We start from the raw sequence: 21,729 nt of genomic DNA, 5'->3' as shown, positions 1-21,729 counted from the left end.
GACAGCTTATCACAACATAATCCAACATCGTGGTAGGTATTTACCAGAACACCTGATATACTGCGCGCCGTTTCCCGTTCTTTAACATCCTAGTTGGAAGATATCCATGCATCCGATGCTAACCATCGCCGTGCGCGCTGCGCGCAAGGCCGGTAACTTAATTGCCAAAAATTACGAAACGCCAGACGCTGTTGAAGCGACTCAAAAAGGCAGCAATGACTTTGTCACTAACGTTGATCGCGATGCAGAACATCTGATCATCGACGTGATCCGCAAATCTTACCCAAAACACACCATTATCAGTGAAGAATGCGGCGAACTTATTGGCGAAGACCAAGATGTGCAATGGATTATCGACCCACTGGATGGCACCACCAACTTCGTTAAACGTCTACCTCACTTCGCTGTTTCTATCGCTGTGCGCATCAAAGGCCGCACTGAAGTGGCGGTAGTTTATGACCCAATGCGTAACGAACTGTTCACCGCAACCCGTGGACAAGGCGCACAGCTTAACGGTTACCGCCTGCGCGGGACTTCTGCTAAAGACCTTGATGGCACCATCCTGGCGACCGGCTTCCCATTCAAAGTAAAACAACATGCTAGCAGCTATATGAAAGTGCTGGGCAAACTGTTCATCGAATGTGCCGACTTCCGCCGCACGGGTTCTGCCGCGCTGGATCTGGCTTATGTTGCTGCTGGTCGCGTTGACGGTTTCTTTGAAATCGGTCTGAAACCTTGGGATTTCGCCGGTGGCGAGCTGCTGGTTCGTGAAGCTGGCGGCGTGGTCACTGACTTCGTTGGCGGCCACAACCATTACTTCTCTGGTAACGTGGTTGCCGGTAACCCACGCGTAGTTAAAGGTATTCTGACGACAATGCGTGATGAATTGAGCGAAGCGCTGAAGCGTTAATTTTTTCGCGCTTCACGGCGATTAATACGATTCGCTACACTGAATAATGAATAAGGACGCTATCAGATGATGCGTCCTTTTTTTGTACCTGATTTTTTATATATGCCCAAGAAATCTCAAGATGCAGGTAGGCGAGCAAAGGCAGCCAACAACCCTGTAACTTGAAGTATGACGGGTATATTTAGCCAAATGGCCCTGCTCCACCGCCAAATGCCGACACGCTGGTACGATATAAAATCACCCCGGCGGCCAACAAAATAATTCCCCCGCATAATGCCAACAGTGACCAGCTCACCTGAACCCAATGCGCCGGTGCCTTGGTTTTATTCACCTTCATCGCGAAAGCTCGGCAATAATAAACCACGACACCAATCAACGAGACGGTGAGTGAGGTGCCTAACGCCATTACTAATGCCGACATCACACCCCAAAAATACACGCCGATCACCTTAGAAAATAGCAACACCATAATGGCGCCTGAACACGGTCTCAGTCCCATGGCGAAAACAATCGCCACTTGTGCTCGCCAATCTACCGCGCCTTGTAATTGCCGATCGTCGGGTAAATGCCGATGACCGCATCCACAATGCTCATCGTGCTGATGTGTCGCATGTGGTGTATTGAGTGGCTGTATACGACGAATAGCCGGCGTCGATGACCACGAGATGCGTTGTAACGTGCGATAGACGTGCTTAATTGCCCGCCAACACAACAATAGTCCCAGCAGCATCACCACCATGAAACTGCCCTTCTCGAGCCAAAAACTACTCTGATGCAGTTGTCGCGAGGTGAGCTGGAGAACGCTCAGGACGACAGTCACTAATATAATGGCGGTAAATCCCTGCACAATTGCCGAAGCAAAGGTTAGCTTCAGACTATTTTTCAGCCGCGAAGGATGGGTTGCTAAATAGGTGGTAATGATCATTTTACCGTGCCCTGGCCCCACCGCATGAATCACCCCGTAAAACAGACTAAACAGCATCAATGCCATCCCCGAACGCATCGGGTTCGCCTGCACTTGCTGTAATAGCTCGGCGAGCTGTTGATGCAACTCCCGCTGCCACACTACGCTGAGTAATTGAATTTGTGGCCAATATTGCCATAACGTTATAGCGGCAATAGCTAACAGCAGTATAAAAATGACCAGTGGCCATAAACTCCAGCCCCAATGCCTGGCACGCGCTGGATTTGGCCTCGTTGAGCGGCCAATTTTTACCGCACGACTTTTACTACGCTGATTTTCTACTGACATTGCAATGTCACCTTCTGCGCAAACTGTTGACCAAGATCCATATCTTCTGGCGGCGCATCACTTTTATCCAAAGACAGAGCATAGGCTTGTAAAGAAGCGTTCGGTGCTGGGGTAAAAAGTGAGATTTTGCACAGAGCAGCAACATCCGCTGGCATCTGCAAGGCTTGTTGGTTTTTATAGGTCATATCAACAAAATAGGTGGGATCGAAGGTTGATAAACTCAAAGGCTTACCCTGCAAAGGCTGCGGATGAGCTAAGGGTAAAATGAATTCTAATACCGCCTGATTTCCTTGGCGGGAGAGGGAATATTCGCTGGGTAAATCGCGATATTTCAGCGGTTTTCCATCGCGATAGAGAACCGTAAAGTAGTGCTGTGTCAGTACGCGGGCCATCACTTCAGCCGCCAGTTTTTTCCAGATTTCTGAGCCTGCCTGGGCTTTACCTGCGTCATAAAGCAAATCCGCTGAGGTAATGGGGTCCATTACCCAGATCATTTTAAAACCTAACAATTGTTGGTCTTTGGTCACCAGCGTAGTTTGCATATCAATAAAACTATGGGGATGTGCCCAAACCATTGGCGCAAAAAAACCGCCACAAACGGCCAACAGCACCTGACAGCAACACCTTTTCAGTGCTGTTAAAAAAGCATATTCCATTCATCCCTACCATCAATATGTTGCATACTGTAATAATGTAACATTATTGGTTTTATTCGTTAATTTTCCGACATAAATAACTGTGATCTGAGTTGTAAATCCCTGTAAAAACATAGTTTTTACTCAATTGATAAAACGCACTTTGCTATTCTTACTAGGACTTTTATTAATCGCAGATGAGCAGAAGGTCTTATGAGTCAGGGCATTCCCCCGGTACGTGAGCTATCTAGCCAGCAACGACGCTGTAATTTATTGCTATGGCTATATAGAACGACACTATGTACGCCCTTCTCTACGCAGCAATCGGAGGGACTTGACCAAATAAATGGTGTCGATATTACAACGCTTGATGGAGATCTTGCTCAAGTACGACGTGAAATACACAAGCAACATCATCTAGAGATAGATGCTCGCTTTCACGTTCAGGGCAAAGCACTCGACCAACGTCTGTGCCTACTGCAAGCATTGCGACGTGGGTTGCGCAGTAGTCCTGCTTTTATTGATGACTATTTCAAACCTTGGCTTAATCAGCAGCTCACGCAATACAGCACTCTCGCCAGCAGTTGTGAAAAGGATCGGCTCACTTCACTGATTGAGCGCTGCGAGAGCGAGTTGGAACAGGAATTCACACCGCGTGACCGGCTTTTTTTACAGCTGTATATTCCTTGGTGCCTGCTACAAAATGCACAAGGTCACTATGTCACCTTCACCGCACAACAACAGCAATGGCTGCACATTAAGCCGGAATTTCGCGCTGCCAACATCTTATATGATCAATTACAGCCAGCCTGTGGCAACCCGTCTCGTTCTGAGGATCGCGATTTTTTTATTCTGCTACTCACTCTGCTTCAACAGCATCGCCATGACAGCTCAGGTTCAGAACTCGATCAACGCCTGATGCATGCGGTTAAGCATCTTATCGCGAGTTTTCAGGATGTTTCGGGAATGACATTTAGCAGCGACGAAGGACTATTTAGGCAGCTTTTTGCTCATCTGGGCCCGATGATTGAACGCTGTAAGTTTGCTATTGGTATTGAAAATCAGCTACAGAATGAAGTCGAACGCATGTATCCACGGCTGATGCGTACCACACGTGAAGCGCTAGCAAGTTTTGCCGCGCAGTATCAGATAACACTCTCAGAAGCAGAGGTGGGTTTGATCGCCGTGATCTTCGGCGCTTGGTTGATGCAAGGCAATGCACTACAGGAAAAACAGATTTTACTGCTGACCGATCACAACAGCGAATTAGAACATGCCGTTGAGCAACAGATCCGCGAAGCTACATTAATTCCGCTGAATATCAAATACCAGACATTGGCAGCCTTTCATCAATACGGTGCACCCAGCGGCGTTGCCATGATTGTCACGCCCTACGCCACCAAAACCACCGATGCCGATCCTTTAGTGATCCACACACAACTTCCGCTGGCAAAAGATCAGCGCAAACGCATCCGCTCACTGCTGGAAGCGCGCTAATTTCGCGATATACACCCTAAAAAATCCATAAAAAAAGGTGACGCTCGTCAGAGTCATCACCTTTTAAGCAACGCCTGAAATCAGGCGTTGTGATTAAGCATCAGATGCAATTAAGCGTAAACTGGGAAACGCGCACAAACGGCCAGCACTTTCTGTTTCACGCTTTCAATGGTGCCTTCATCATTGATGTTATCCAACACATCACAGATCCAGCCAGCCAGTTCACGAACTTCAGCTTCTTTAAAGCCACGACGCGTGACCGCTGGTGTACCGATACGTACGCCTGAAGTCACAAATGGGCTCTTCGGATCATTAGGTACGGAGTTTTTGTTAACAGTGATGTTAGCACGGCCTAACGCAGCGTCAGCATCTTTACCTGTCAGGTTTTTATCAACCAAGTCCAGCAAGAACAGGTGGTTATGAGTACCACCAGACACGACTTTGTAGCCACGCGCCAGCACAACTTCAACCATCGCTTTAGCATTGATAGCCACTTGCTGCTGGTAAGCTTTGAACTCAGGTTCCATTGCTTCTTTCAGCGCCACCGCTTTACCGGCGATAACGTGCATCAATGGACCACCCTGACCGCCAGGGAATACCGCTGAGTTAAGTTTTTTGTAAAACTCTTCGCTGCCGCCTTTAGCCAGAATCAAACCACCGCGTGGGCCAGCCAGCGTTTTGTGGGTCGTGGTAGTGACGATGTGCGCATGAGGAATTGGGTTCGGGTAAACGCCAGCAGCAATCAGACCCGCAACGTGCGCCATATCGACGAACAAGTATGCGCCAACGCTGTCAGCGATCTCACGCATTTTTGCCCAATCAACCACACCGGAGAATGCAGAGAAGCCACCGATGATCATTTTTGGCTTGTGTGCTTGCGCTTGTTTAGCCACGTCGTCGTAATCAATATCACCGCTTTCGTTAATGCCGTAAGGCACCACGTTGTAGAGCTTACCAGACAGGTTAACCGGCGAGCCGTGAGTCAAGTGACCGCCGTGGCCCAGGTTCATACCCAGAATAGTATCGCCTGGTTGCAGCAACGCCGTGTAAACCGCGAAGTTAGCCTGTGAACCAGAGTGTGGTTGAACGTTTGCAAAATCAGCACCAAACAGCTCTTTAGCACGGTCAATAGCCAGTTGCTCAACGATATCAACATACTCGCAACCACCGTAGTAACGCTTGCCTGGGTAACCTTCGGCATATTTGTTGGTCAGTTGCGATCCCTGTGCTTGCATCACGCGTGGGCTAGTGTAGTTTTCTGATGCAATCAGCTCGATGTGCTCTTCCTGACGCACAACTTCTTGCTCCATCGCTTGCCACAGCGCAGCATCATAATCGGCTAGGTTCATTTCACGCTTTAACATTCGCTTCTCCTGACTCAACAATCTTTAAAAAATGCCCCTTTGGGTTCTGGGACACAGTGTAAACTGTTTCTACCCGCTTGGGATAGACTTAAGAGAAGGTTTTTAGGCAAACGTTTGGCTACAGGCAGCACAAGGCTTTGCAGTGGTAATATCTTGACCATAATCAGGCGTATTCTCTTCATGACGGCATGCAAAGTTTTCAGCTTTGTGACCCCATAGACAACTTTTTAATCCCCATGCGCACAAAAAGGTTTTTACAAAAAAGCGCACAAGCAATAAGATGCATTTAAAATACATGTTAAAAGAATTTTTAATCTTCCGTCTGCTTCATATTTAGGAGTTTTACTATGCTGGACAGCCAAACTATTGCCATCGTCAAATCCACGCTTCCACTATTACAGGCGACCGGCCCGAGCTTAACCGCCCATTTTTATGATCGCATGTTTGTTCATAACCCAGAGCTGAAAGATATTTTCAATATGAACAATCAGCGTAACGGCGCTCAGCGTCAGGCATTGTTTGATGCCATCTGCGGTTATGCTGCCAACATTGATAATCTCCCGGCGTTACTGCCAGTCGTTGAACGCATCGCTCAAAAGCATGCGAGTTTTAATATTCAGCCGGATCAGTACCAGATTGTTGGCAGCAATTTATTAGCCACTATTGATGAGATGCTAAACCCGGGGCAAGAAGTGCTGGATGCCTGGGGCAAAGCTTATGAAGTATTAGCTGGCGTATTTATTGGCCGTGAAGAAGGGATTTATCAAGAAACCGCCGATCAAGAAGGTGGCTGGCGCGGAACCCGAGAATTTAGAATTAAAGAGAAAACGCAGCAAAGCACATTAATCACCAGCTTTTTACTCGAGCCTGTTGATGGTCAGCCTGTCGTTGATTTCCAGCCGGGGCAATATTTGGCCGTTTATGTCCGCAGCCCGAATATGGAGAATCAGGAAATTCGCCAATATTCCCTAACACAAGCCGCTAACGGCCATACCTATCGCATCGCAGTTAAACGCGAAGAACATGGTCTGGTTTCCAATTATCTACATCAAGTGGCCCAAGTCGGCGATAGCGTACATCTGGCAGCACCACACGGTGATTTCTTCTTAGATGTTACCGATGAAACACCGGTTGCTCTGATATCTGGCGGTGTCGGCCAAACCCCGATGCTCGGTATGTTACATGCGCTGGCACGACGTCATCATCGTGGGCCTATTGAGTGGATCCACGCCACAGAAAATGGCCAGGTACACGCCTTCGCAGCAGAAATCCGCGCAATCAATAAAACCTTGCCGCAGCTACACTCACAAGTTTGGTACCAGCAGCCACTAAGCAACGATCGTCAGGCTGAGGATTATCAATATCAAGGGTTGCTGGATATTTCTGCGATCCAAGCGCGGATCTCCGCCCCCAACATGGCATTTTACCTGTGTGGCCCAATTGGCTTTATGCAATTTGCCGCCAAACAGCTGATAGCGCTGGGCGTTAGCGAAGACCGGATTCATTATGAGTGCTTCGGGCCACATAAGGTTTTGTGATTTTTCTTAAGCAATGACCGTGCTTTAGGCGGTTTTGTAAAACCGGAACGGTGAATGTTTCGGTTTATCAACTTCGGTTCTCAATATGAATCCGTAGCCTAAACCGACCGAAGGGGCGGTAAGCGCCGCCCCTTCCGGCTTCCCGCGCTTTTTGCTACTTCAACATAGTATCCAGCGGAGGCCATGTTTCAGCGGCTCTCGTGATAGCGCAAATGCCAGCCTTCCAGGCTCCCCGCCTCCGGGTTCAAGCCAACGATAAACCCATTGTCTTTCACCACTCCACCGGTGGCATTTTGAGTGCGCTTAGCGGCTTTAAATCAACAGCACAGACAGACAGTTTTTGCTTTTGACGTTTAAAAAAGCCAGCGAGGCACGCTCAAAATGGCGCTGAAGGAATGGTGAGAAAAATCGCGGATTTAAAAGGGGAGCGATTTCTCCCCTTTTATCGGTTTCGGCTACGAGGCCGCATTGAACACCGAGTTTAATAAACCGAAATTTTCACCAATTTACTATTTTAGTGCGGTCATTGCTTTAAAAAACCGCCCAAATCTCGGTCTAGATTTAACCCAATCAAATGGCTTCTTCGTCTTGCTCACCGGTGCGGATACGCACAACACGCGCCACATCAAAGACAAAGATCTTACCGTCGCCGATTTTACCCGTTTGCGCGGTGTTCATAATCGCTTCAACACAGGTGTCTACGATATCATCGGCAACGACGATTTCAATTTTCACTTTTGGCAGGAAATCGACCATGTACTCCGCGCCACGATACAACTCAGTGTGGCCTTTCTGGCGACCAAAGCCTTTGACCTCGGTGACGGTCATGCCGGTGATGCCTACTTCTGCCAACGCTTCACGAACGTCATCAAGTTTGAAAGGTTTAATAATCGCATCAATCTTTTTCATTGCAGGCCCTTATTATCATTATTCGTTCGCTGCCGTCGTTCCATAGCAGCAGCAAGATTCATATTTACATTATATACCCAAGAAACTTCAAGATGCAGGTAGGCGGCAATCGAGAGAATCCATAGGAGCTTAGATAACTAAGTGACTGGGGTGAACGAGAGCAGCCAACACCCCAGCATCTTGAAGTATGACGGGTATAGGTGCAGCAAGAGCACGCAGTGCGCTAAAGGTACCATAATTCACCTAGTAACTAACATGCTGCTGCTGATGATTTGTGTGACTCATGGCTCTTTAAAATCATTTGCCTCTAATTCGTGCCGCGAAAGTAACTTATAAAATTCGGTACGATTGCGCCCGGCGATACGCGCGGCATGTGTAACATTGCCTCGGGTAATGTGTAAGAGTTTACGCAGGTAATTCAATTCAAAATGGTTACGCGCATCAACAAAGGTAGGTAAAGCGGTGTTTTCCCCCTCCAAAGCCTGTTCCACCAGCGCATCACTAATCACCGGGGCCGATGTCAGCGCGACACATTGCTCGATAACGTTAACCAATTGGCGTACGTTGCCCGGCCAGTTAGCCGTCATCAAACGTTTCATGGCATCGCTAGAAAAACTACGAACAAAAGGCTTATGACGCGACGCGGCAACAAACAACAGATGTTTAGCCAGTAACGGGATATCTTCAGCGCGTTCATTAAGGGTGGGTAATTTTAGATTCACCACATTGAGCCGATAGAACAGGTCTTCGCGAAACTCGCCCTTCTGCATCGCTTTTGGCAAGTCACGGTGTGTCGCGGAAATAATCCGTACATCGACATCAATCTGATGATTACTGCCTAAAGGGCGTACCTTGCGCTCTTGTAAAACCCGCAGCAATTTAACTTGCAATGACAGCGGCATATCGCCGATTTCATCCAAGAATAAGGTGCCGCCATTTGCCGCCTGAAACAACCCTTCTCTGCTACTGACCGCGCCGGTAAATGCTCCTTTAGCATGACCAAACAGCTCAGACTCCAGCAATTGCTCAGGCAATGCGCCGCAGTTGATGGCGACGAAAGCTTTTTTACCGCGCGGGCTACCCGCATGAATAGCCTGTGCCAGCACTTCTTTACCGGTCCCGCTGTTGCCATTGATCAGCAAACTGACATCCGACTGCGCCACCATTTTCGCCTGCTCTAACAGACGCAACATAATAGGGCTGCGGGTGACAATGCGCTCACGCCAGCTGTCATCGGTGGTCGGTGCCGAAAGCTTCAGCGCCTCATCAATGGCTTTATATAACGCATCGCGGTCAACTGGCTTGGTGAGAAAACTAAATACGCCTTGTTGAGTCGCGGCTACCGCATCGGGAATCGAACCGTGTGCGGTAAGAATAATGACCGGCATCCCTGGCTGAAACTGTTGGATCTCGGCAAAAAGTGCCATGCCATCCATTTCATCCATACGGAGATCGCTAATCACTAGATCAATACGTTCACGTCGTAATAATTTTAATGCTTCTGCCCCGCTCGCCGCGGTAGTCACCATAAAACCTTCGCTGGTTAGGCGCATCCCAAGTAATTTCAATAAGCTGGGATCATCATCTACCAGCAATAAATTAGCCATTCTTTGCAAACTCATTGATTTTCCTCTGCCTGACTTGCTGCAGACTTAGCCGCAAGATCGGCTTTTTTGGAAGAGATGTTGCCGTTGTTGGCTGGAATACCGTTTTTCTTCTGCGCCCCATTTGACGCGTCGTCTGCATCAGGTATCTCGCCTTGTAACGATTTGCGTGATGAGAGCTGACGTTCGATGTCGGTCAGATTTTTAAGCTTCTGTTGTGTGCTTTCCAGCTCCGCCGCTAGCGATTTTTGCTGAGCGTCCAGTAATGCAATTTGGTTTTCGCTCACAATCTGCTGACGCGCATTACGCGCTTTTTCATCGGCTAACTTAATTTCTAAGATCTGATGTTCGCGCCACAGTTGAACCAATGGGCGTATCGTAACCGGTGTTTGATTGCTGAAACTCTCAACCTGGCCCAATAAAATTTTACGTAACCCATCACTCGGATCCGCATCGGCCAAAAGAATACTTTGCTTGAATACGCTATCCCAGCGATGTTGCGATATTTGCTGAGCCTGGAAGCGAGCCTGTACAGCTGGCATGCGATCGGCACAATCCATTGCCCGTAGCCAATACAGCGAATTGGACAATACTTTCTCATCATCCAACGTCCATAAAATCTCACAAGGTGCGACGCTAAAATCGACAACTTCAGCGCTTGGTATCATGTTTTCTATCGAGTTTACATGCCCATGGGTGGTTGAATGATTAGCACAACCAGCCAGTAACAAGGGACTAATAATCAGCGTGAGCCGCAAACGACTCATCAGGCGTGTCACCATAGTTTTATCTTTCTCATTTATTTACTCTGGCCGTCAAAGGCAGGCGAATGCGAAAACAAACGGCAGCGTAATCAACGTCAATGAGCGCAATGTCACCCTGCATACGCAAAACACAGTCCTGTGCGATGCTTAATCCTAACCCACTGCCTTTAACCGCACCTTTTCGTTGCAGACTTCCCTGGTAGAAAGGCTCGAAAATCATACCTTTTTCAGTATCAGGGATCGGGGAACCACTATTAGCAACGTCAATGATTATCTGTTGTGCAGACTGAACTGTACGTATCCAAATGGTACCGGATTCGTCACCGTAGTGCACCGCATTGGAATAGAGATTATCTAATACTCGCGTTAATAATGTCGGTTCAGCCCAACATTCGCCAAGGCCAATATCTACCTCGGTTTGGATAGATTTACTCCGTGCAGGTAACATATGGGCCGCAATCACACCAGCAACCAGCGTTTGCAAATCGACTTTTTGCAAATCAGCCGGGACATCTGCCAGCTTACGATTATAGTCAAGCAGTTGCTCAATCAGCATTTGTAGATGGCGGCTACTGTTATTAAGAATAAGGACTACTTCTTTTTGGTCTGCGGTCAGCGGGCCGGCAATTTCATCACGAAGTAATTCCGTTCCCTCACGCATACTGGCCAACGGTGTTTTTAATTCGTGGGAGATATTGCGTAAAAACTCATGGCGCTGAGATTCCAGCCAGGCCAGCCGCTCACTCAGCCAAATGATACGTTGTGCCAGAGAGCGTATTTCTGTTGGGCCTTTAAAGTTTTTGGTATTGCCTAACGTGCGACCAGCACCCAGGCGATTAATCATCCGCTCTACCGCTTTCACTGGGCCGATAATCATGCCAGTAAACAGCAGCACTAATGCCCCACTCACCAAAAATAGAACCAACGCTTGCCAGCCAAAGAAGCGGCCGCGCTCGGCAATCGCCTGTTGTAGTTGTTGCCCACGAGAAAAAATCACCTCTCGGGTCGCATGAACCATTTCGGCATTAGAACGAGAAAACTGTTCGAGTTGCGTGGCTGCATCAGCATTAGGGGCGTTGTTGACACAGTTAAAAGTAGTGAGCTGAGTCAGAAGATCGCGTAAGTTCTGGTAATAGTGCATATCGGGAAGGATCGAGGCATGCGCATCTAGCAGTTGCGAATAACGTTGGCGTTGTTTTTGGTACAGCTGAGATAACGTGGCATCATCGAGCACGCAATATTGGCGATAACTGCGCTCCATTCCCAGTGCGATCCCGGTCATCATCTCGCTACGGCGGGCATCAGATAACGTCGTTCGATTAATTTCAGCCGCCTGCGCACTCAAATGGTTGAGACTTTCATAAGCTTGATAAGCCAACACCAACAGTGGCAACAATACTAAAAGAAACGCCATCAACACCAATTGGCGTAATGAACCGGGGAATAAACGCCATTTTTTCAACGTAAGTTCTCTCGCTTGCTGTTTATCTGCCAATATCAGCAGTCTGCTGATGCTAGCTGAGACAATCAAAAACGACTACTAAAGAGTTGAATAAAACGGGCGGTTAGGCAAAAAGAATGGAGTAGATAAAAGAGGGATACTGGTCACGGTGCAACCCATCAAATCTGATAAGCTGCATCGCTGAATAGGTGGTGCCTCACTCAACGTGTCGTTCGATGCTTGATAACGTGCAATGCACGATTATCGGTGTGGTGAACGATAGGCACCTTTTCTGTGGCGTCATTCGGGCATTATGAGCACATTGCGACACAGCGCCAGCAATCATAATCAGTTGAATGAGCAACGGCGTCAATTTAGCACAAAGCGTGCCAACTGATAAAGAAATTTAACAACATGCTGTTTTATATTGATTTATATTTTATTTTTAATAAAAACCAGAAAAACAACATGGTCAAAAACACCGCACACTGTTGCCATTTGATGACAGTTATTTTAACCATTAAAAAATACACATATAAAACATAAATATAGATGTCTCCTTTTGGAGACATCATCAGGTGGCACTGTCGCTATTTTAAGACAGTGCCATAACAACGTATTGGGCCTGTTTATAAATTAGTGCTCGTCATACCCTTCGGTACCCGGCTTCAACGCATCTAATTGGCAGGCAGGGCTAGATTTGTTGGCGTCGTTCTGGCAATCCGTCACATCGTCTTTGATAAAAATATGATCGAGGATCGCGCGCGCCGTTGGCCCAGCAACGACACCATCACCACCGCCATTCTCCAAAATCAGCGCCATTGCCACCGTTGGATGATTATAAGGCGCAAAAGCGGTATAGAAGATATGGTCGCGCAAACGAACTGGCGTCATCTTGGCATTGTAGTTCTGGTTTTCTCGCAAACTAAAGACCTGAGAAGTCCCCGATTTCGCAGCGATTTTATAAGGTGCAGTATGGAATAATTTATAACCGGTACCGTTTGGCGCATTAGCCATGCCAAACATCGCATTTTTGACAATACCCCAATAGGCTGATTTTGGATCGGCTATCTGTGAGGTCGGCGGCATTTTATAAGGCGTAATCACATTGCCTAACTGCATCGAATCCAGCAAATGCGGCGTTAACACCTTGCCATTATTAATCAATGTCATCATTGCCTTAACCATTTGGATAGGTGTAGCAATCCAGTAGCCCTGCCCGATACCAACAGAAACAGTATCTCCTTGATACCATTCTTTTTTATGAACTTTCATCTTCCATTCACGGCTTGGAAGATTACCGTAATACTGTTCATCTAAATCGATGCCAGACGGTTGACCATAGCCAAACTTACTCAGCCATTCATGAATTCTGTCGATGCCCATTTCATAAGCAACCTGATAGAAGAAGGTATCCGCTGACTCTTCGATAGCTTTAGTGACGTTCAGATAACCGTGTCCGCTTTTCAGCCAGTCGCGGTAACGGCGCTGCGTGCCCGGCAATTCCCAGGTTCCTGCGCCAAAGAACGTGGTTTGTGGCGTAATGACGCCAGCGAATAAGGCAGAGATCGACATATAAGGTTTAATGGTCGATGCCGGTGGATATAGACCCTGTGTAACGCGGTTGATCAGCGGTAGGTCGGGGTTTTTCAACAACGCACTATAGGCTTTGCCGGAAATACCATTCACAAAAGGATTCGGGTCATAACTCGGGCTAGACACCATTGCCAGCACGTCGCCATTACGCGGGTCGAGAACTACTACCGCCGCACGCTGTCCTTTCAGTAGTTTTTCAATATATTGCTGAAGACCAAGATCCAGGGTTAGCTTGATATTTTGCCCGGCTTGCGGTGGCGTCTCGGTCAGCAGACGAACAACGTGCCCATGGTTATCGACTTCCACTTCCTGATAACCGGTGCGGCCATGCAGTTCATTTTCATAGTATTTTTCAATGCCCTGCTTGCCAATATCGTGGTCAGCCGCATAGTTCTCGGCCAATCCTTCTTTACTCAGGCGTTTATCATCGCTGTCATTGATTTTAGAAACATAGCCAACCACGTGTGCCAACTCTGCACCATAAGGATAGCGGCGCTGTTGATAGCTACTGATAGAAACGCCAGGGAAGTTGAACTGATTAATAGAAAAACGCGCAACTTCTTCATCGGTTAACGCCAGCTTCAGAGGAACTTCAGCGAAACGATGCCCACGGAGCATGGCATCATGGAAACTGGCTAAGTCATCTGGCGTCAGATCAACAATCGGGGTCAGATCTTTAATAGTCTGTTTTAGATTCGCGACTTTGCCGGGAATAATTTGCAATTGGTATAGCGTAATATTTTGCGCCAATACCACGCCATTACGGTCCATTATCAGCCCACGACTTGGCGCAATCGGCAGCATTTTAATGTCGTTTTGATTGGATCGCGTCTGGTAGAAAGCGTGATCTTGTACCTGCAGATGATAGAGGTTGTAAGCTAACACACCAAAAAGTATCACCACGATGATAAACGCAATCACCGCGCGGCGGATAAAAAGCATGGATTCTGCGTCGTGATCGCGAATTTCGTCGTTAAGTAGTGCCATTAACCGGGTATTACCTTTCTTATCAGAACATCTGGAGCAGTTAAAACAACGCGGGGTTTTTTGCTCGAAAGCCGTATCGGCTAACAAGCCATATTTGCCAATAAGTCACTGGATATCAGCATAAGGAGCGCAAGGATAGCCTTTCTCTGACATAACAACTATCAGAAGTGTGCTAATGAACTAGCAGGAGTGTTTCTATTTATTAATACGATTTAAGGCCGAAGGGTAATTTGCGTTAGGGTAAGATAAAGTATTAGCTTTACTCTTTGTTAATTATAAATTAATTAGCAAATAAGTATAAAAAGCATGCCCCATCCACCCATAACTTTTATTTTACAAATTATTTTCAACCTGATTACTTTTGAATCAAAAGCAAATTAAGGGGGGGCTAAAAAAGCAAAAACCCGAACATTAATAATGTCGGGTATTGGACTCTTTCCACACAGCTACTGTTGATTATTTTCCGTCAATTTTCACACAGTCACCGTAAACATATCCTTCAGTTTCTGTGGCGATAACAAAGCTATTTTTAACATGGATATACATTAGATTGTCCTGCGCTCCGGCCTTCATTGGCTGGTTATTCTGACCGATAATATCGGTAAGTTCAGGACTGGTAATCATCTTGCTACCGTCTGGTGAAAAACTAAAAGTATTACCCGCGTCATAAACACGCGCATCTTTATTAACGACATCGGCAGTATCATTACCGTCTGCTCCTTCGGTGGTATGCGTGAGTACACATTTATAGGTATCTAATGCATACGCCGAACAGGAGGTAAAAGTCAGCAATACCACAATGAAAGCAACAAGCCTGGCCATTGAAAAATCCCAACTAAGAAAAGTGGGCCACATCCTATCACTTCGTAAAGTTATGAAAAGTAGCTGGCAAAAAAATAGTCATTAATAAAGAGGTTATTCATCGGCTATTGATGTCCGGTGTAGAAAAGCGGCCGGACATTAAGGGAATCTTTCATTAATTCATTACATTCGCCACCACCATGACCTGAATATGTCTTTTTTATTGTGGCGTTATTCCTTATCAGAAATGCGTCATCTCACCGCCGCTAAATGACCAATCTTCTAACTGAGTAGAGCTGAGCACGATCATCACATCACTAGGATGAATCTTAAGCTCGGCCTGTAAATCGTTGGTCAAGGTGCGGTAAAACGTCTGTTTCTGTTTGACGCTACGTGGTTTCCCGCCGGTCAGATGAAAAAACACAAAGTCTGCTGAACGTGGCCGCTCTGCAGAGCAGAGATAATGGGCATCGAACACTCTCCTCCCCTCTTTATATCCATCAAAGAATTGGAAACAGTCGCCAGCAGGAACCGCAAAAGTGCTTTCCAGCGCGCGCTGCAACACATGAGAGATAACCGGCTGCCATTGAGCTAAACGATGTTCAGGCAAGGCAATACGAGTAAAAGGCATCAATATCTCCTAACACGACAAAGGACTATTCAGAAAAAGACTGTGCGGCAACGGTGACAGCGCTCGCCGCTGCTGGCCAACCGGCATAAAAAGCCAGATGGGTAAACAACTCAGAAAGTTCGCTTTGCGAGACACCGTTCTCCTGTGCCAAACGCAGGTGAAATGGCAACTGCTCACTGCGGTTAAGTGTCACCAGCGCCGCGACAGTGATCAAACTGCGATCGCGTGGAGAGAGTTGTTTTCTCTGCCAGATATCGGCAAACAGAACCTCTTCACTCAATTGCGCCAGTTTAGGTGTAATACGCGCTAAGGTGCTCAGTGCAGTATTTGTTATCGGTTCTTGGCCCATCTTTGCTTCCTCATTCTGGATGTATGACGCAAGATAACCCGCTATGATGATTTAAAAAATGGACATTATCAGCACCAACAATCCCAAAAATCAGGATAGTTAAATCATGACTCGACGCCCGCCCACTTTTGACCTTGAAGCTCTGCGTAGCTTTGTTACCGGCATCGAACTGGGTAATTTTGCCCACGCAGCCCAGCGTCTTGGCCGATCGACTTCGGCGGTTAGCGCACAGTTAAAAAAGCTAGAGCAGCAGGCAGGGAGAGACTTAGTCGAAAAAACCGGACGCCATCTGCGCTTAACAGAATCAGGGGAAGTCATGTTGAGCTACGCCCGGCGAATACTTAGCCTGAACGATGAAGCCTACCTGTCGATGCACATCAGCCCGCTTTCCGGGCAGTTACATTTAGGGATGCAAGAGGATTTTGGTGAAGCTTTACTCCCCGCTATTTTAGGGGAATTTACCCGTAGCCACCCGCAGGTACAGATATCGGCGAGCGTAACGCGTAATCAGCCATTACTCGATGGGATTAGCAATAATGAATTTGATCTGGCGCTCTGTTGGCAATGGGGAGAGATGGCAGCGAACAGCCGTTCGTTAGGCCGCCTGCCGTTGCAATGGATCGGGGCAGCAGATTGCGATATCCATCGCTATATCGACGCCAATATTCCTTTGCCGCTGTTGGTTTTTGAAACGCCCTGTATTATGCGAAAAATTGCCACCACGGCGTTAGACCGCGCAGGGATCGCCTGGAGAATTGCCTTCTCCAGCCGTAGTTTAAGCGGCATTTGGGCCGCCATTACTGCCGGATTAGGTATTACCGTTCGCACCACGATTGGCGTTCCGCAGGCGATGCGTATTATCTCGGCCCCAGAGCTTCCACCGCTGGGCGATATTGGTATCAGCCTATATCAAAGTAACAACGCGCCTGACGATGCAAATCTGCGTTTGCAAGAAACCATCGCGTTGGAAGTGAGCCGCCATCTCTGAGGCGGCTCGCGTTAACGACAGACATCCAGCGATCGGATTACTGATCAATAATCAGAACTTACCAACTAACCGGCTTTTGTACCATGCCATGATTGCCGCGATAATCAGGTGAAACCGGCGGCGTCCAGTCTTTCAGCAAAGCGGAGTCAGGACGGTAGATTTCAATCCCCAGCGGACGGCAAACTGACAGCGTATCCACCGCTTCATCGCCCCACATTGGCAAGGATAAATCGCCGCCTGGGCACGTTGAAATGGCACACAGCAGGTCAATTTCAGCGAAGAATTCAAGGTAATCGCCCTTCTGCGCCGGGCAGGCTTTCATAAAGTATTGATCGTTATCGTTAAGACCGGTGCACTGGAACACGTTCATCACATCATGCACATCAAACTCGGTCAGGCCAAAAGGTGCCACGGCGCGAGTCAGGTTGGAATGACAGTGGAAATCAAAATCTTCGCCGGTCAGCAGCTTATTAACGTAAGGGTCGCAACGGGTGCCCAGCAGATCGTGCACACGGCCACCGTCGCTATCGATGCCGTAATCGGCCAATGAATCCGCAGTAATAGTCGCCATCGGACGAATAAATGGCAAGGTTGACCATAGGCGATCAAAAGTAGACAAATGCGCACGTTGCAATTGACGTGTGCGCGACACCCACATGCGTTCACGCGGATCATGGCGGTTCCACATATTCAAATCACCGACCTGCGGGCCTTGCGGCGTGGTGATGCGGAACAGATGGCCAGCGGGCACTTCCCAGGCATAACCGGTACGAATCGGCACCAAATGTTCGCTCAATTTTTCACGCTTCCCATCGGCAAGCGCCTGATACAATTCACGGTTAACGTCTAAAGCAGAACCTTTAGTACTTTGATAAGCAGCAGGATAGAGAGACATATTTACTCCAATTAACAGGTTGAGAGGCTGAAGGCCTGCATAAGTTTCTTTTCTGATAGCTCGAGGTACACCTGCAATGCCTGACTCGCTTCGCTAGTGCGCCCCTCGTGCAGTAGTTGATAAATTTCCCGATCGCGGGCAATCCATGGATATTGGAAATCACGCTCGGCTGGGCCGCTGGCAAACAGCAAACGCAGCTGCGCCAATATCACCGAGAAAAAGTCGTTAAATCGCTGGCAACCCAACATATGCACAATGCTTTGATGAAAACGCAGGCTCAGCGTACCGACGTTACGCCAGGCGGCGTTTTCTGCCTCCTGCTCGGCCTGTTCAATCAGTGCCAGCATGCGATTGAGGTGAAACGGGCTGACCTGAGGATTCGTCTCAACCGCTAATATTTCCAGATGGCGACGTACCTTAAAAATGTCACGCACATCGCGTTTATCTAATTGGCGGACAAATACGCCGCGATTTTGGTGGTAGTTCACCAACCCTTCGCCGTGCAGATAACGTAACGCTTCTCGTAAGGTATTGCGTGAGGCGCCACAGCGTTCTGACAGCTCGTTTTCTAACAGCGGCTGTCCAGCGTATAAATTGCCGCTAATAATGTTTTCTCGCAGTAGCAAGGCCACGCGTTCAAACGCGGGTAAATCAGCGGATTGTTCACTGGTCAGCGGATCGATTCTGAATTCGCCTGCTATCTGTTGTTGCAAGTTCAAGGGTTGAGCGCTCAATGGTTGAGTAAAAGGTTTTTGCGTCATCAGATATCCCTAAGCAAAAGAGGAATTTTTCAAGAAACGACTCATTCGCTCGCTTTTCATGGTGCGCAACACATCAGGAGCCTCGTCATGAATAATTTCTCCCTGCTCCATAAAGACCACACGGTCCGAGATGGAAAACGCAAATTGCATCTCATGAGTAACAATCAACATGGTGATCCCCTCTTGCGCTAACTTCTCAATCACTTGCAGTACTTCATTCACGCGCTCTGGATCGAGCGCCGAGGTTGGCTCATCGAATAACACCAACGTCGGTTTCATCACCAAAGTTCGAGCGATAGCAACGCGCTGCTGCTGTCCTCCTGAGAGTTGATGCGGATATTTATTGGCGTGGTCTAACATGCCGACTTTTTCCAACATCAAAATGCTGCGCTCGCGGATCTCTTTTGGCGTATCGATGCCATGTAATTTGGGAGCCAGCATCAGGTTTTGCAGCACGGTTTTGTGCGGGAAGAGATTGAACCCCTGGAACACCATGCCTAAGCGCGTGACTTGGGAGCGATAAGCCAGACTATTTTCTTTCTGTCCGGCCTGAATAAACTCACGACCGAGCAGGCGAATTTCGCCACCATCAAGCGTCTCCAATCCGTTGATCGTACGAATCAAGGTGGTTTTTCCTGAACCTGACGGCCCGATAATCGACACAATTTCGCCCGGTTTGACCGACAGATTGATATCTTTCAGCACTTTTTTGCCGTTATAAGCCTTACTGATAGACGACATTTCTAAAATTGGCTTCGCAGACGCCGAAGATGTATGGACCGCAACTATCGGTTGTTCTGCTAATACGCCAAGCTCGGCTGCCGCATCAAAAGGCAGTGGGGTTTTGCTATAAATATCCGAACGGCGTTCAAACCAACCGATACCTTTTTCAAACACACTGACGATCAGCACGTAATAGCAGGCAACGGCCAGCAATGTTTCCAATACCTTAAAGTTGTCGGTATAGAGACGCTCACCGACCATCAGAATCTCTGAAAGCGAAATAACCGAGACCAGCGATGTTTGCTTAACGATAGCAATGTACTCATTCACCAACGTGGGCAACGAAATGCGCAGCGCCTGCGGAATGATGATGTTTAACTGAATTTGCCCGATACGCAGCCCCAGCGCGCGTCCCGCTTCTTGCTGACCGCGGCTGACCGATAGCAGACCACCGCGATGGATCTCAGCGATATAAGCCGTTTCACTGAGCACCATCGCAATCAGTCCAGCCATAAAGGGATCGGAAAGCAGCGGACTGGTAAACGGAAAGATCTGCGGCAGGTTGAAGATAAAGATCAGCAGTACCAGCAGCGGCAAACTGCGAAACAGCCAGATATAAAAACCGCAAAGTTTACGCAGCAGCATAAAACGCGACTGCTTACCCAGCGCCACCAGCAGCCCTAAAACAATACCAATGCCCCAGGTCAGCAGACTCAGTTTGACCACCACCCAGGAGGCCAGCCAAAAATCTGCGTCAACAAACAGGCTCAACAGATAGTGCCAGTCAAATTGCATACGTCCTCCCGATCATTACTTTCAATAGCCGCCGCAGCCGCCAACTCATGGATTACAGCGTACCTGCCAGTGCTTTTTGTACTTCCGTCGCGTCCGGTTGCTGAACGTTGTACTTGCTCAACAACTTGGCGTAGCTACCATTTTGTTCAATTTTATTTAACGCGCCCTGCACGCTGGCTTGTAGCGCCGTGCTGTCTTTATCAAACGCCATGCCGACTACCACCGGGTAGATAACATTGGTTGAGGTGATTTTCAGTCGATTACCCGTTTTGCTCTGAGCATCTTTCGCCACGGCAGCATCTTCGTACTGCACATCAACAGCATCCGATAGCACGGCTTGTGTGGCTTCTGGCGAAGTTGGGAATTCGCGTACGCTAATAGCCCCCAGCCCTTTCGGCAGGCAGTAGTCGGTCGAGACTTTGGCTAAACGAGGGATCCACGCGCCGCCTTTAATGGAGCTGACTTTTTTACCACATAGATCTTCTGGTTTTTGCGGAGCGAATTTGCTGTCGGCTTTCACTAAGAATGCGCCGCCGGTTTTCATATAAGGAATGAAGTTGACCTGCTGTGCTCGTTCTGGCGTGACATACAATGTTGAGGCCACCACATCGAATTTGTGCATTTTGATGCCCAGGATCAGGCTGGCAAAACGGGTATCGATAACCTGCGGCTTCAGTTTGAGCTGTGCTGCCAACAGTTGCATGAATTCGGCATCAAAACCTGCTGGTTTGCCTTGCACAGTGTAGTTATACGGCGGATAAGTCAGATCCGAGCCGATGGTCAAGGTTTCTGGATGAATAGTGGCCGCCAGGGTACTGGCTGAGCTCAACAAAACAGCAACTGCACCGAGTGTGGTCGTCAATTTTTTCATGGTTAACTCCTGGCGGATAAAAGGAAAAAGCCGATTAAATTGTTCAACAATGACTAAGCATTTAACGTGCCAAATTAAATTTCAGAGTGAAAAATAGGAGATGGATAACGCAGAGAATTAAAAAATAATTCATTATCAATTAGTTATAGATTTCAATTTTCGACAAAGGAAAACAAAGGAAATGTTGTGCAAGAAAACAGCGGATTATTGCTGGGGAAATGACCGCACCAAGATAATGCCGGCATAGTACATTTTTGGTGCAAAATAATTATCCTGGTGCAAATACGATCAATTCTCGGTGTAAGGCGACAACGATCCTTTAAGGAATAGCGATCGTTTGAAGAAAATTTCAGATAAAGATGATTTAGATCAATCAAAGTGAGGCCCGGTGCGGGCTGAAAGGCTATTTCCATACCAT

Annotated in this window: 19 protein-coding genes; 4 read left to right on the top strand and 15 right to left on the bottom strand. The window is 47.8% G+C overall.

Annotated elements, in window-relative coordinates:
* Positions 1-106: 106 nt before the first annotated feature.
* Positions 107-910: an inositol-1-monophosphatase gene (gene suhB / locus ACL9RG_RS15150; protein WP_422793456.1), complete on the top strand. Its 804-nt coding sequence runs from the start codon at positions 107-109 to the stop codon at positions 908-910.
* 181 nt (positions 911-1,091) lie between these two features.
* Here suhB and ACL9RG_RS15145 read toward each other — a convergent pair whose 3' ends face one another.
* Positions 1,092-2,162, bottom strand: coding sequence for a nickel/cobalt transporter (locus ACL9RG_RS15145; protein ID WP_422793455.1), 1,071 nt, complete (start codon positions 2,160-2,162; stop codon positions 1,092-1,094).
* Positions 2,153-2,818 carry a DUF1007 family protein gene (locus ACL9RG_RS15140; RefSeq protein WP_422793454.1) on the bottom strand — a complete coding sequence of 222 codons (666 nt, stop codon included), beginning with the start codon at positions 2,816-2,818 and terminating at the stop codon, positions 2,153-2,155. Before ACL9RG_RS15140 ends, ACL9RG_RS15145 begins: the two co-directional genes overlap by 10 nt.
* Before the next feature lie 192 nt (positions 2,819-3,010).
* Here ACL9RG_RS15140 and csiE point away from each other — a divergent pair, with 192 nt between their 5' ends.
* On the top strand, positions 3,011-4,294 hold the full coding sequence (gene csiE / locus ACL9RG_RS15135; protein WP_422793453.1) for a stationary phase inducible protein CsiE: 1,284 nt from the start codon (positions 3,011-3,013) through the stop codon (positions 4,292-4,294).
* A 110-nt stretch (positions 4,295-4,404) separates the two neighbouring features.
* Here the strand turns inward: csiE and glyA are convergent, their stop codons facing one another.
* Complete coding sequence (glyA, locus tag ACL9RG_RS15130) at positions 4,405-5,658, bottom strand: serine hydroxymethyltransferase (RefSeq protein ID WP_422793452.1); 1,254 nt, start codon at positions 5,656-5,658, stop codon at positions 4,405-4,407.
* A 347-nt stretch (positions 5,659-6,005) separates the two neighbouring features.
* On the opposite strand from glyA, the gene hmpA reads away from it, so the two are divergent.
* Positions 6,006-7,196: an NO-inducible flavohemoprotein gene (gene hmpA, locus ACL9RG_RS15125; protein WP_422793451.1), complete on the top strand. Its 1,191-nt coding sequence runs from the start codon at positions 6,006-6,008 to the stop codon at positions 7,194-7,196.
* A 570-nt stretch (positions 7,197-7,766) separates the two neighbouring features.
* Here hmpA and glnB read toward each other — a convergent pair.
* From glnB to ACL9RG_RS15085, 8 genes are all read right to left on the bottom strand, one after another.
* Positions 7,767-8,105 carry a nitrogen regulatory protein P-II gene (gene glnB / locus ACL9RG_RS15120; RefSeq protein WP_422793450.1) on the bottom strand — a complete coding sequence of 113 codons (339 nt, stop codon included), beginning with the start codon at positions 8,103-8,105 and terminating at the stop codon, positions 7,767-7,769.
* 281 nt (positions 8,106-8,386) lie between these two features.
* On the bottom strand, positions 8,387-9,727 hold the full coding sequence (gene glrR, locus ACL9RG_RS15115; protein ID WP_422793449.1) for a two-component system response regulator GlrR: 1,341 nt from the start codon (positions 9,725-9,727) through the stop codon (positions 8,387-8,389).
* Complete coding sequence (qseG, locus tag ACL9RG_RS15110) at positions 9,724-10,491, bottom strand: two-component system QseEF-associated lipoprotein QseG (protein ID WP_422793448.1); 768 nt, start codon at positions 10,489-10,491, stop codon at positions 9,724-9,726. Before qseG ends, glrR begins: the two co-directional genes overlap by 4 nt.
* 13 nt (positions 10,492-10,504) lie before the next feature.
* On the bottom strand, positions 10,505-11,887 hold the full coding sequence (locus tag ACL9RG_RS15105; RefSeq protein WP_422793577.1) for a sensor histidine kinase: 1,383 nt from the start codon (positions 11,885-11,887) through the stop codon (positions 10,505-10,507).
* Between the two features lie 663 nt (positions 11,888-12,550).
* Positions 12,551-14,497 carry a penicillin-binding protein 2 gene (gene mrdA, locus ACL9RG_RS15100; RefSeq protein WP_422793447.1) on the bottom strand — a complete coding sequence of 649 codons (1,947 nt, stop codon included), beginning with the start codon at positions 14,495-14,497 and terminating at the stop codon, positions 12,551-12,553.
* A 456-nt stretch (positions 14,498-14,953) separates the two neighbouring features.
* Positions 14,954-15,319, bottom strand: a complete 366-nt coding sequence (locus ACL9RG_RS15095; RefSeq protein ID WP_422793446.1) for a hypothetical protein — start codon at positions 15,317-15,319, stop codon at positions 14,954-14,956.
* Between the two features lie 220 nt (positions 15,320-15,539).
* Positions 15,540-15,929 (bottom strand): tautomerase family protein, encoded by a 390-nt coding sequence (locus ACL9RG_RS15090; RefSeq protein ID WP_422793445.1) that lies wholly within the window; start codon positions 15,927-15,929, stop codon positions 15,540-15,542.
* A 25-nt stretch (positions 15,930-15,954) separates the two neighbouring features.
* The gene (locus ACL9RG_RS15085; protein ID WP_422793444.1) at positions 15,955-16,278 is read right to left on the bottom strand and encodes a carboxymuconolactone decarboxylase family protein; all 324 of its coding nucleotides are present in this window, start codon (positions 16,276-16,278) and stop codon (positions 15,955-15,957) included.
* Between the two features lie 106 nt (positions 16,279-16,384).
* Here ACL9RG_RS15085 and ACL9RG_RS15080 point away from each other — a divergent pair, with 106 nt between their 5' ends.
* A complete protein-coding gene (locus tag ACL9RG_RS15080) occupies positions 16,385-17,266 on the top strand; it encodes a LysR substrate-binding domain-containing protein (RefSeq protein ID WP_422793443.1) in 882 nt (293 codons plus the stop codon).
* A 58-nt stretch (positions 17,267-17,324) separates the two neighbouring features.
* Here ACL9RG_RS15080 and ACL9RG_RS15075 read toward each other — a convergent pair whose 3' ends face one another.
* The 4 genes from ACL9RG_RS15075 to ACL9RG_RS15060 are packed head-to-tail and all read right to left on the bottom strand — an operon-like array spanning position 17,325 to position 21,311.
* Positions 17,325-18,161: an urea carboxylase-associated family protein gene (locus ACL9RG_RS15075; protein WP_422793442.1), complete on the bottom strand. Its 837-nt coding sequence runs from the start codon at positions 18,159-18,161 to the stop codon at positions 17,325-17,327.
* A gap of 11 nt (positions 18,162-18,172) precedes the next feature.
* Positions 18,173-18,922: a GntR family transcriptional regulator gene (locus tag ACL9RG_RS15070; protein ID WP_422793441.1), complete on the bottom strand. Its 750-nt coding sequence runs from the start codon at positions 18,920-18,922 to the stop codon at positions 18,173-18,175.
* Positions 18,923-18,931: 9 nt separating this feature from the next.
* On the bottom strand, positions 18,932-20,440 hold the full coding sequence (locus ACL9RG_RS15065) for an amino acid ABC transporter permease/ATP-binding protein (RefSeq protein WP_422793440.1): 1,509 nt from the start codon (positions 20,438-20,440) through the stop codon (positions 18,932-18,934).
* A 52-nt stretch (positions 20,441-20,492) separates the two neighbouring features.
* Complete coding sequence (locus tag ACL9RG_RS15060; RefSeq protein ID WP_422793439.1) at positions 20,493-21,311, bottom strand: ABC transporter substrate-binding protein; 819 nt, start codon at positions 21,309-21,311, stop codon at positions 20,493-20,495.
* Between the last annotated feature and the right edge of the window lie 418 nt (positions 21,312-21,729).

It is taken from the genome of Rouxiella sp. Mn2063 (assembly GCF_049319665.1).
Classification (GTDB): domain Bacteria; phylum Pseudomonadota; class Gammaproteobacteria; order Enterobacterales; family Enterobacteriaceae; genus JBMOUD01.
The sequence above is the reverse complement of the archived record's forward strand: the minus strand, read 5'-3'. Positions and strand labels throughout refer to the sequence as shown.

Bases quoted from the DNA above. Each gene is read 5' to 3' on its own strand.
- ACL9RG_RS15070 (WP_422793441.1), bottom strand. From the start codon at position 18,922: ATGACGCAAAAACCTTTTACTCAACCATTGAGCGCTCAACCCTTGAAC.
- ACL9RG_RS15085 (WP_422793444.1), bottom strand. From the start codon at position 16,278: ATGGGCCAAGAACCGATAACAAATACTGCACTGAGCACCTTAGCGCGT.
- ACL9RG_RS15065 (WP_422793440.1), bottom strand. From the start codon at position 20,440: ATGCAATTTGACTGGCACTATCTGTTGAGCCTGTTTGTTGACGCAGAT.
- suhB (WP_422793456.1), top strand. From the start codon at position 107: ATGCATCCGATGCTAACCATCGCCGTGCGCGCTGCGCGCAAGGCCGGT.
- ACL9RG_RS15145 (WP_422793455.1), bottom strand. From the start codon at position 2,162: ATGTCAGTAGAAAATCAGCGTAGTAAAAGTCGTGCGGTAAAAATTGGC.
- hmpA (WP_422793451.1), top strand. From the start codon at position 6,006: ATGCTGGACAGCCAAACTATTGCCATCGTCAAATCCACGCTTCCACTA.
- ACL9RG_RS15105 (WP_422793577.1), bottom strand. From the start codon at position 11,887: ATGGCGTTTCTTTTAGTATTGTTGCCACTGTTGGTGTTGGCTTATCAA.
- ACL9RG_RS15140 (WP_422793454.1), bottom strand. From the start codon at position 2,818: ATGGAATATGCTTTTTTAACAGCACTGAAAAGGTGTTGCTGTCAGGTG.
- qseG (WP_422793448.1), bottom strand. From the start codon at position 10,491: ATGGTGACACGCCTGATGAGTCGTTTGCGGCTCACGCTGATTATTAGT.
- glrR (WP_422793449.1), bottom strand. From the start codon at position 9,727: ATGAGTTTGCAAAGAATGGCTAATTTATTGCTGGTAGATGATGATCCC.
- csiE (WP_422793453.1), top strand. From the start codon at position 3,011: ATGAGTCAGGGCATTCCCCCGGTACGTGAGCTATCTAGCCAGCAACGA.
- ACL9RG_RS15075 (WP_422793442.1), bottom strand. From the start codon at position 18,161: ATGTCTCTCTATCCTGCTGCTTATCAAAGTACTAAAGGTTCTGCTTTA.
- ACL9RG_RS15090 (WP_422793445.1), bottom strand. From the start codon at position 15,929: ATGCCTTTTACTCGTATTGCCTTGCCTGAACATCGTTTAGCTCAATGG.
- ACL9RG_RS15060 (WP_422793439.1), bottom strand. From the start codon at position 21,311: ATGAAAAAATTGACGACCACACTCGGTGCAGTTGCTGTTTTGTTGAGC.
- mrdA (WP_422793447.1), bottom strand. From the start codon at position 14,497: ATGGCACTACTTAACGACGAAATTCGCGATCACGACGCAGAATCCATG.
- glyA (WP_422793452.1), bottom strand. From the start codon at position 5,658: ATGTTAAAGCGTGAAATGAACCTAGCCGATTATGATGCTGCGCTGTGG.
- glnB (WP_422793450.1), bottom strand. From the start codon at position 8,105: ATGAAAAAGATTGATGCGATTATTAAACCTTTCAAACTTGATGACGTT.
- ACL9RG_RS15095 (WP_422793446.1), bottom strand. From the start codon at position 15,319: ATGGCCAGGCTTGTTGCTTTCATTGTGGTATTGCTGACTTTTACCTCC.
- ACL9RG_RS15080 (WP_422793443.1), top strand. From the start codon at position 16,385: ATGACTCGACGCCCGCCCACTTTTGACCTTGAAGCTCTGCGTAGCTTT.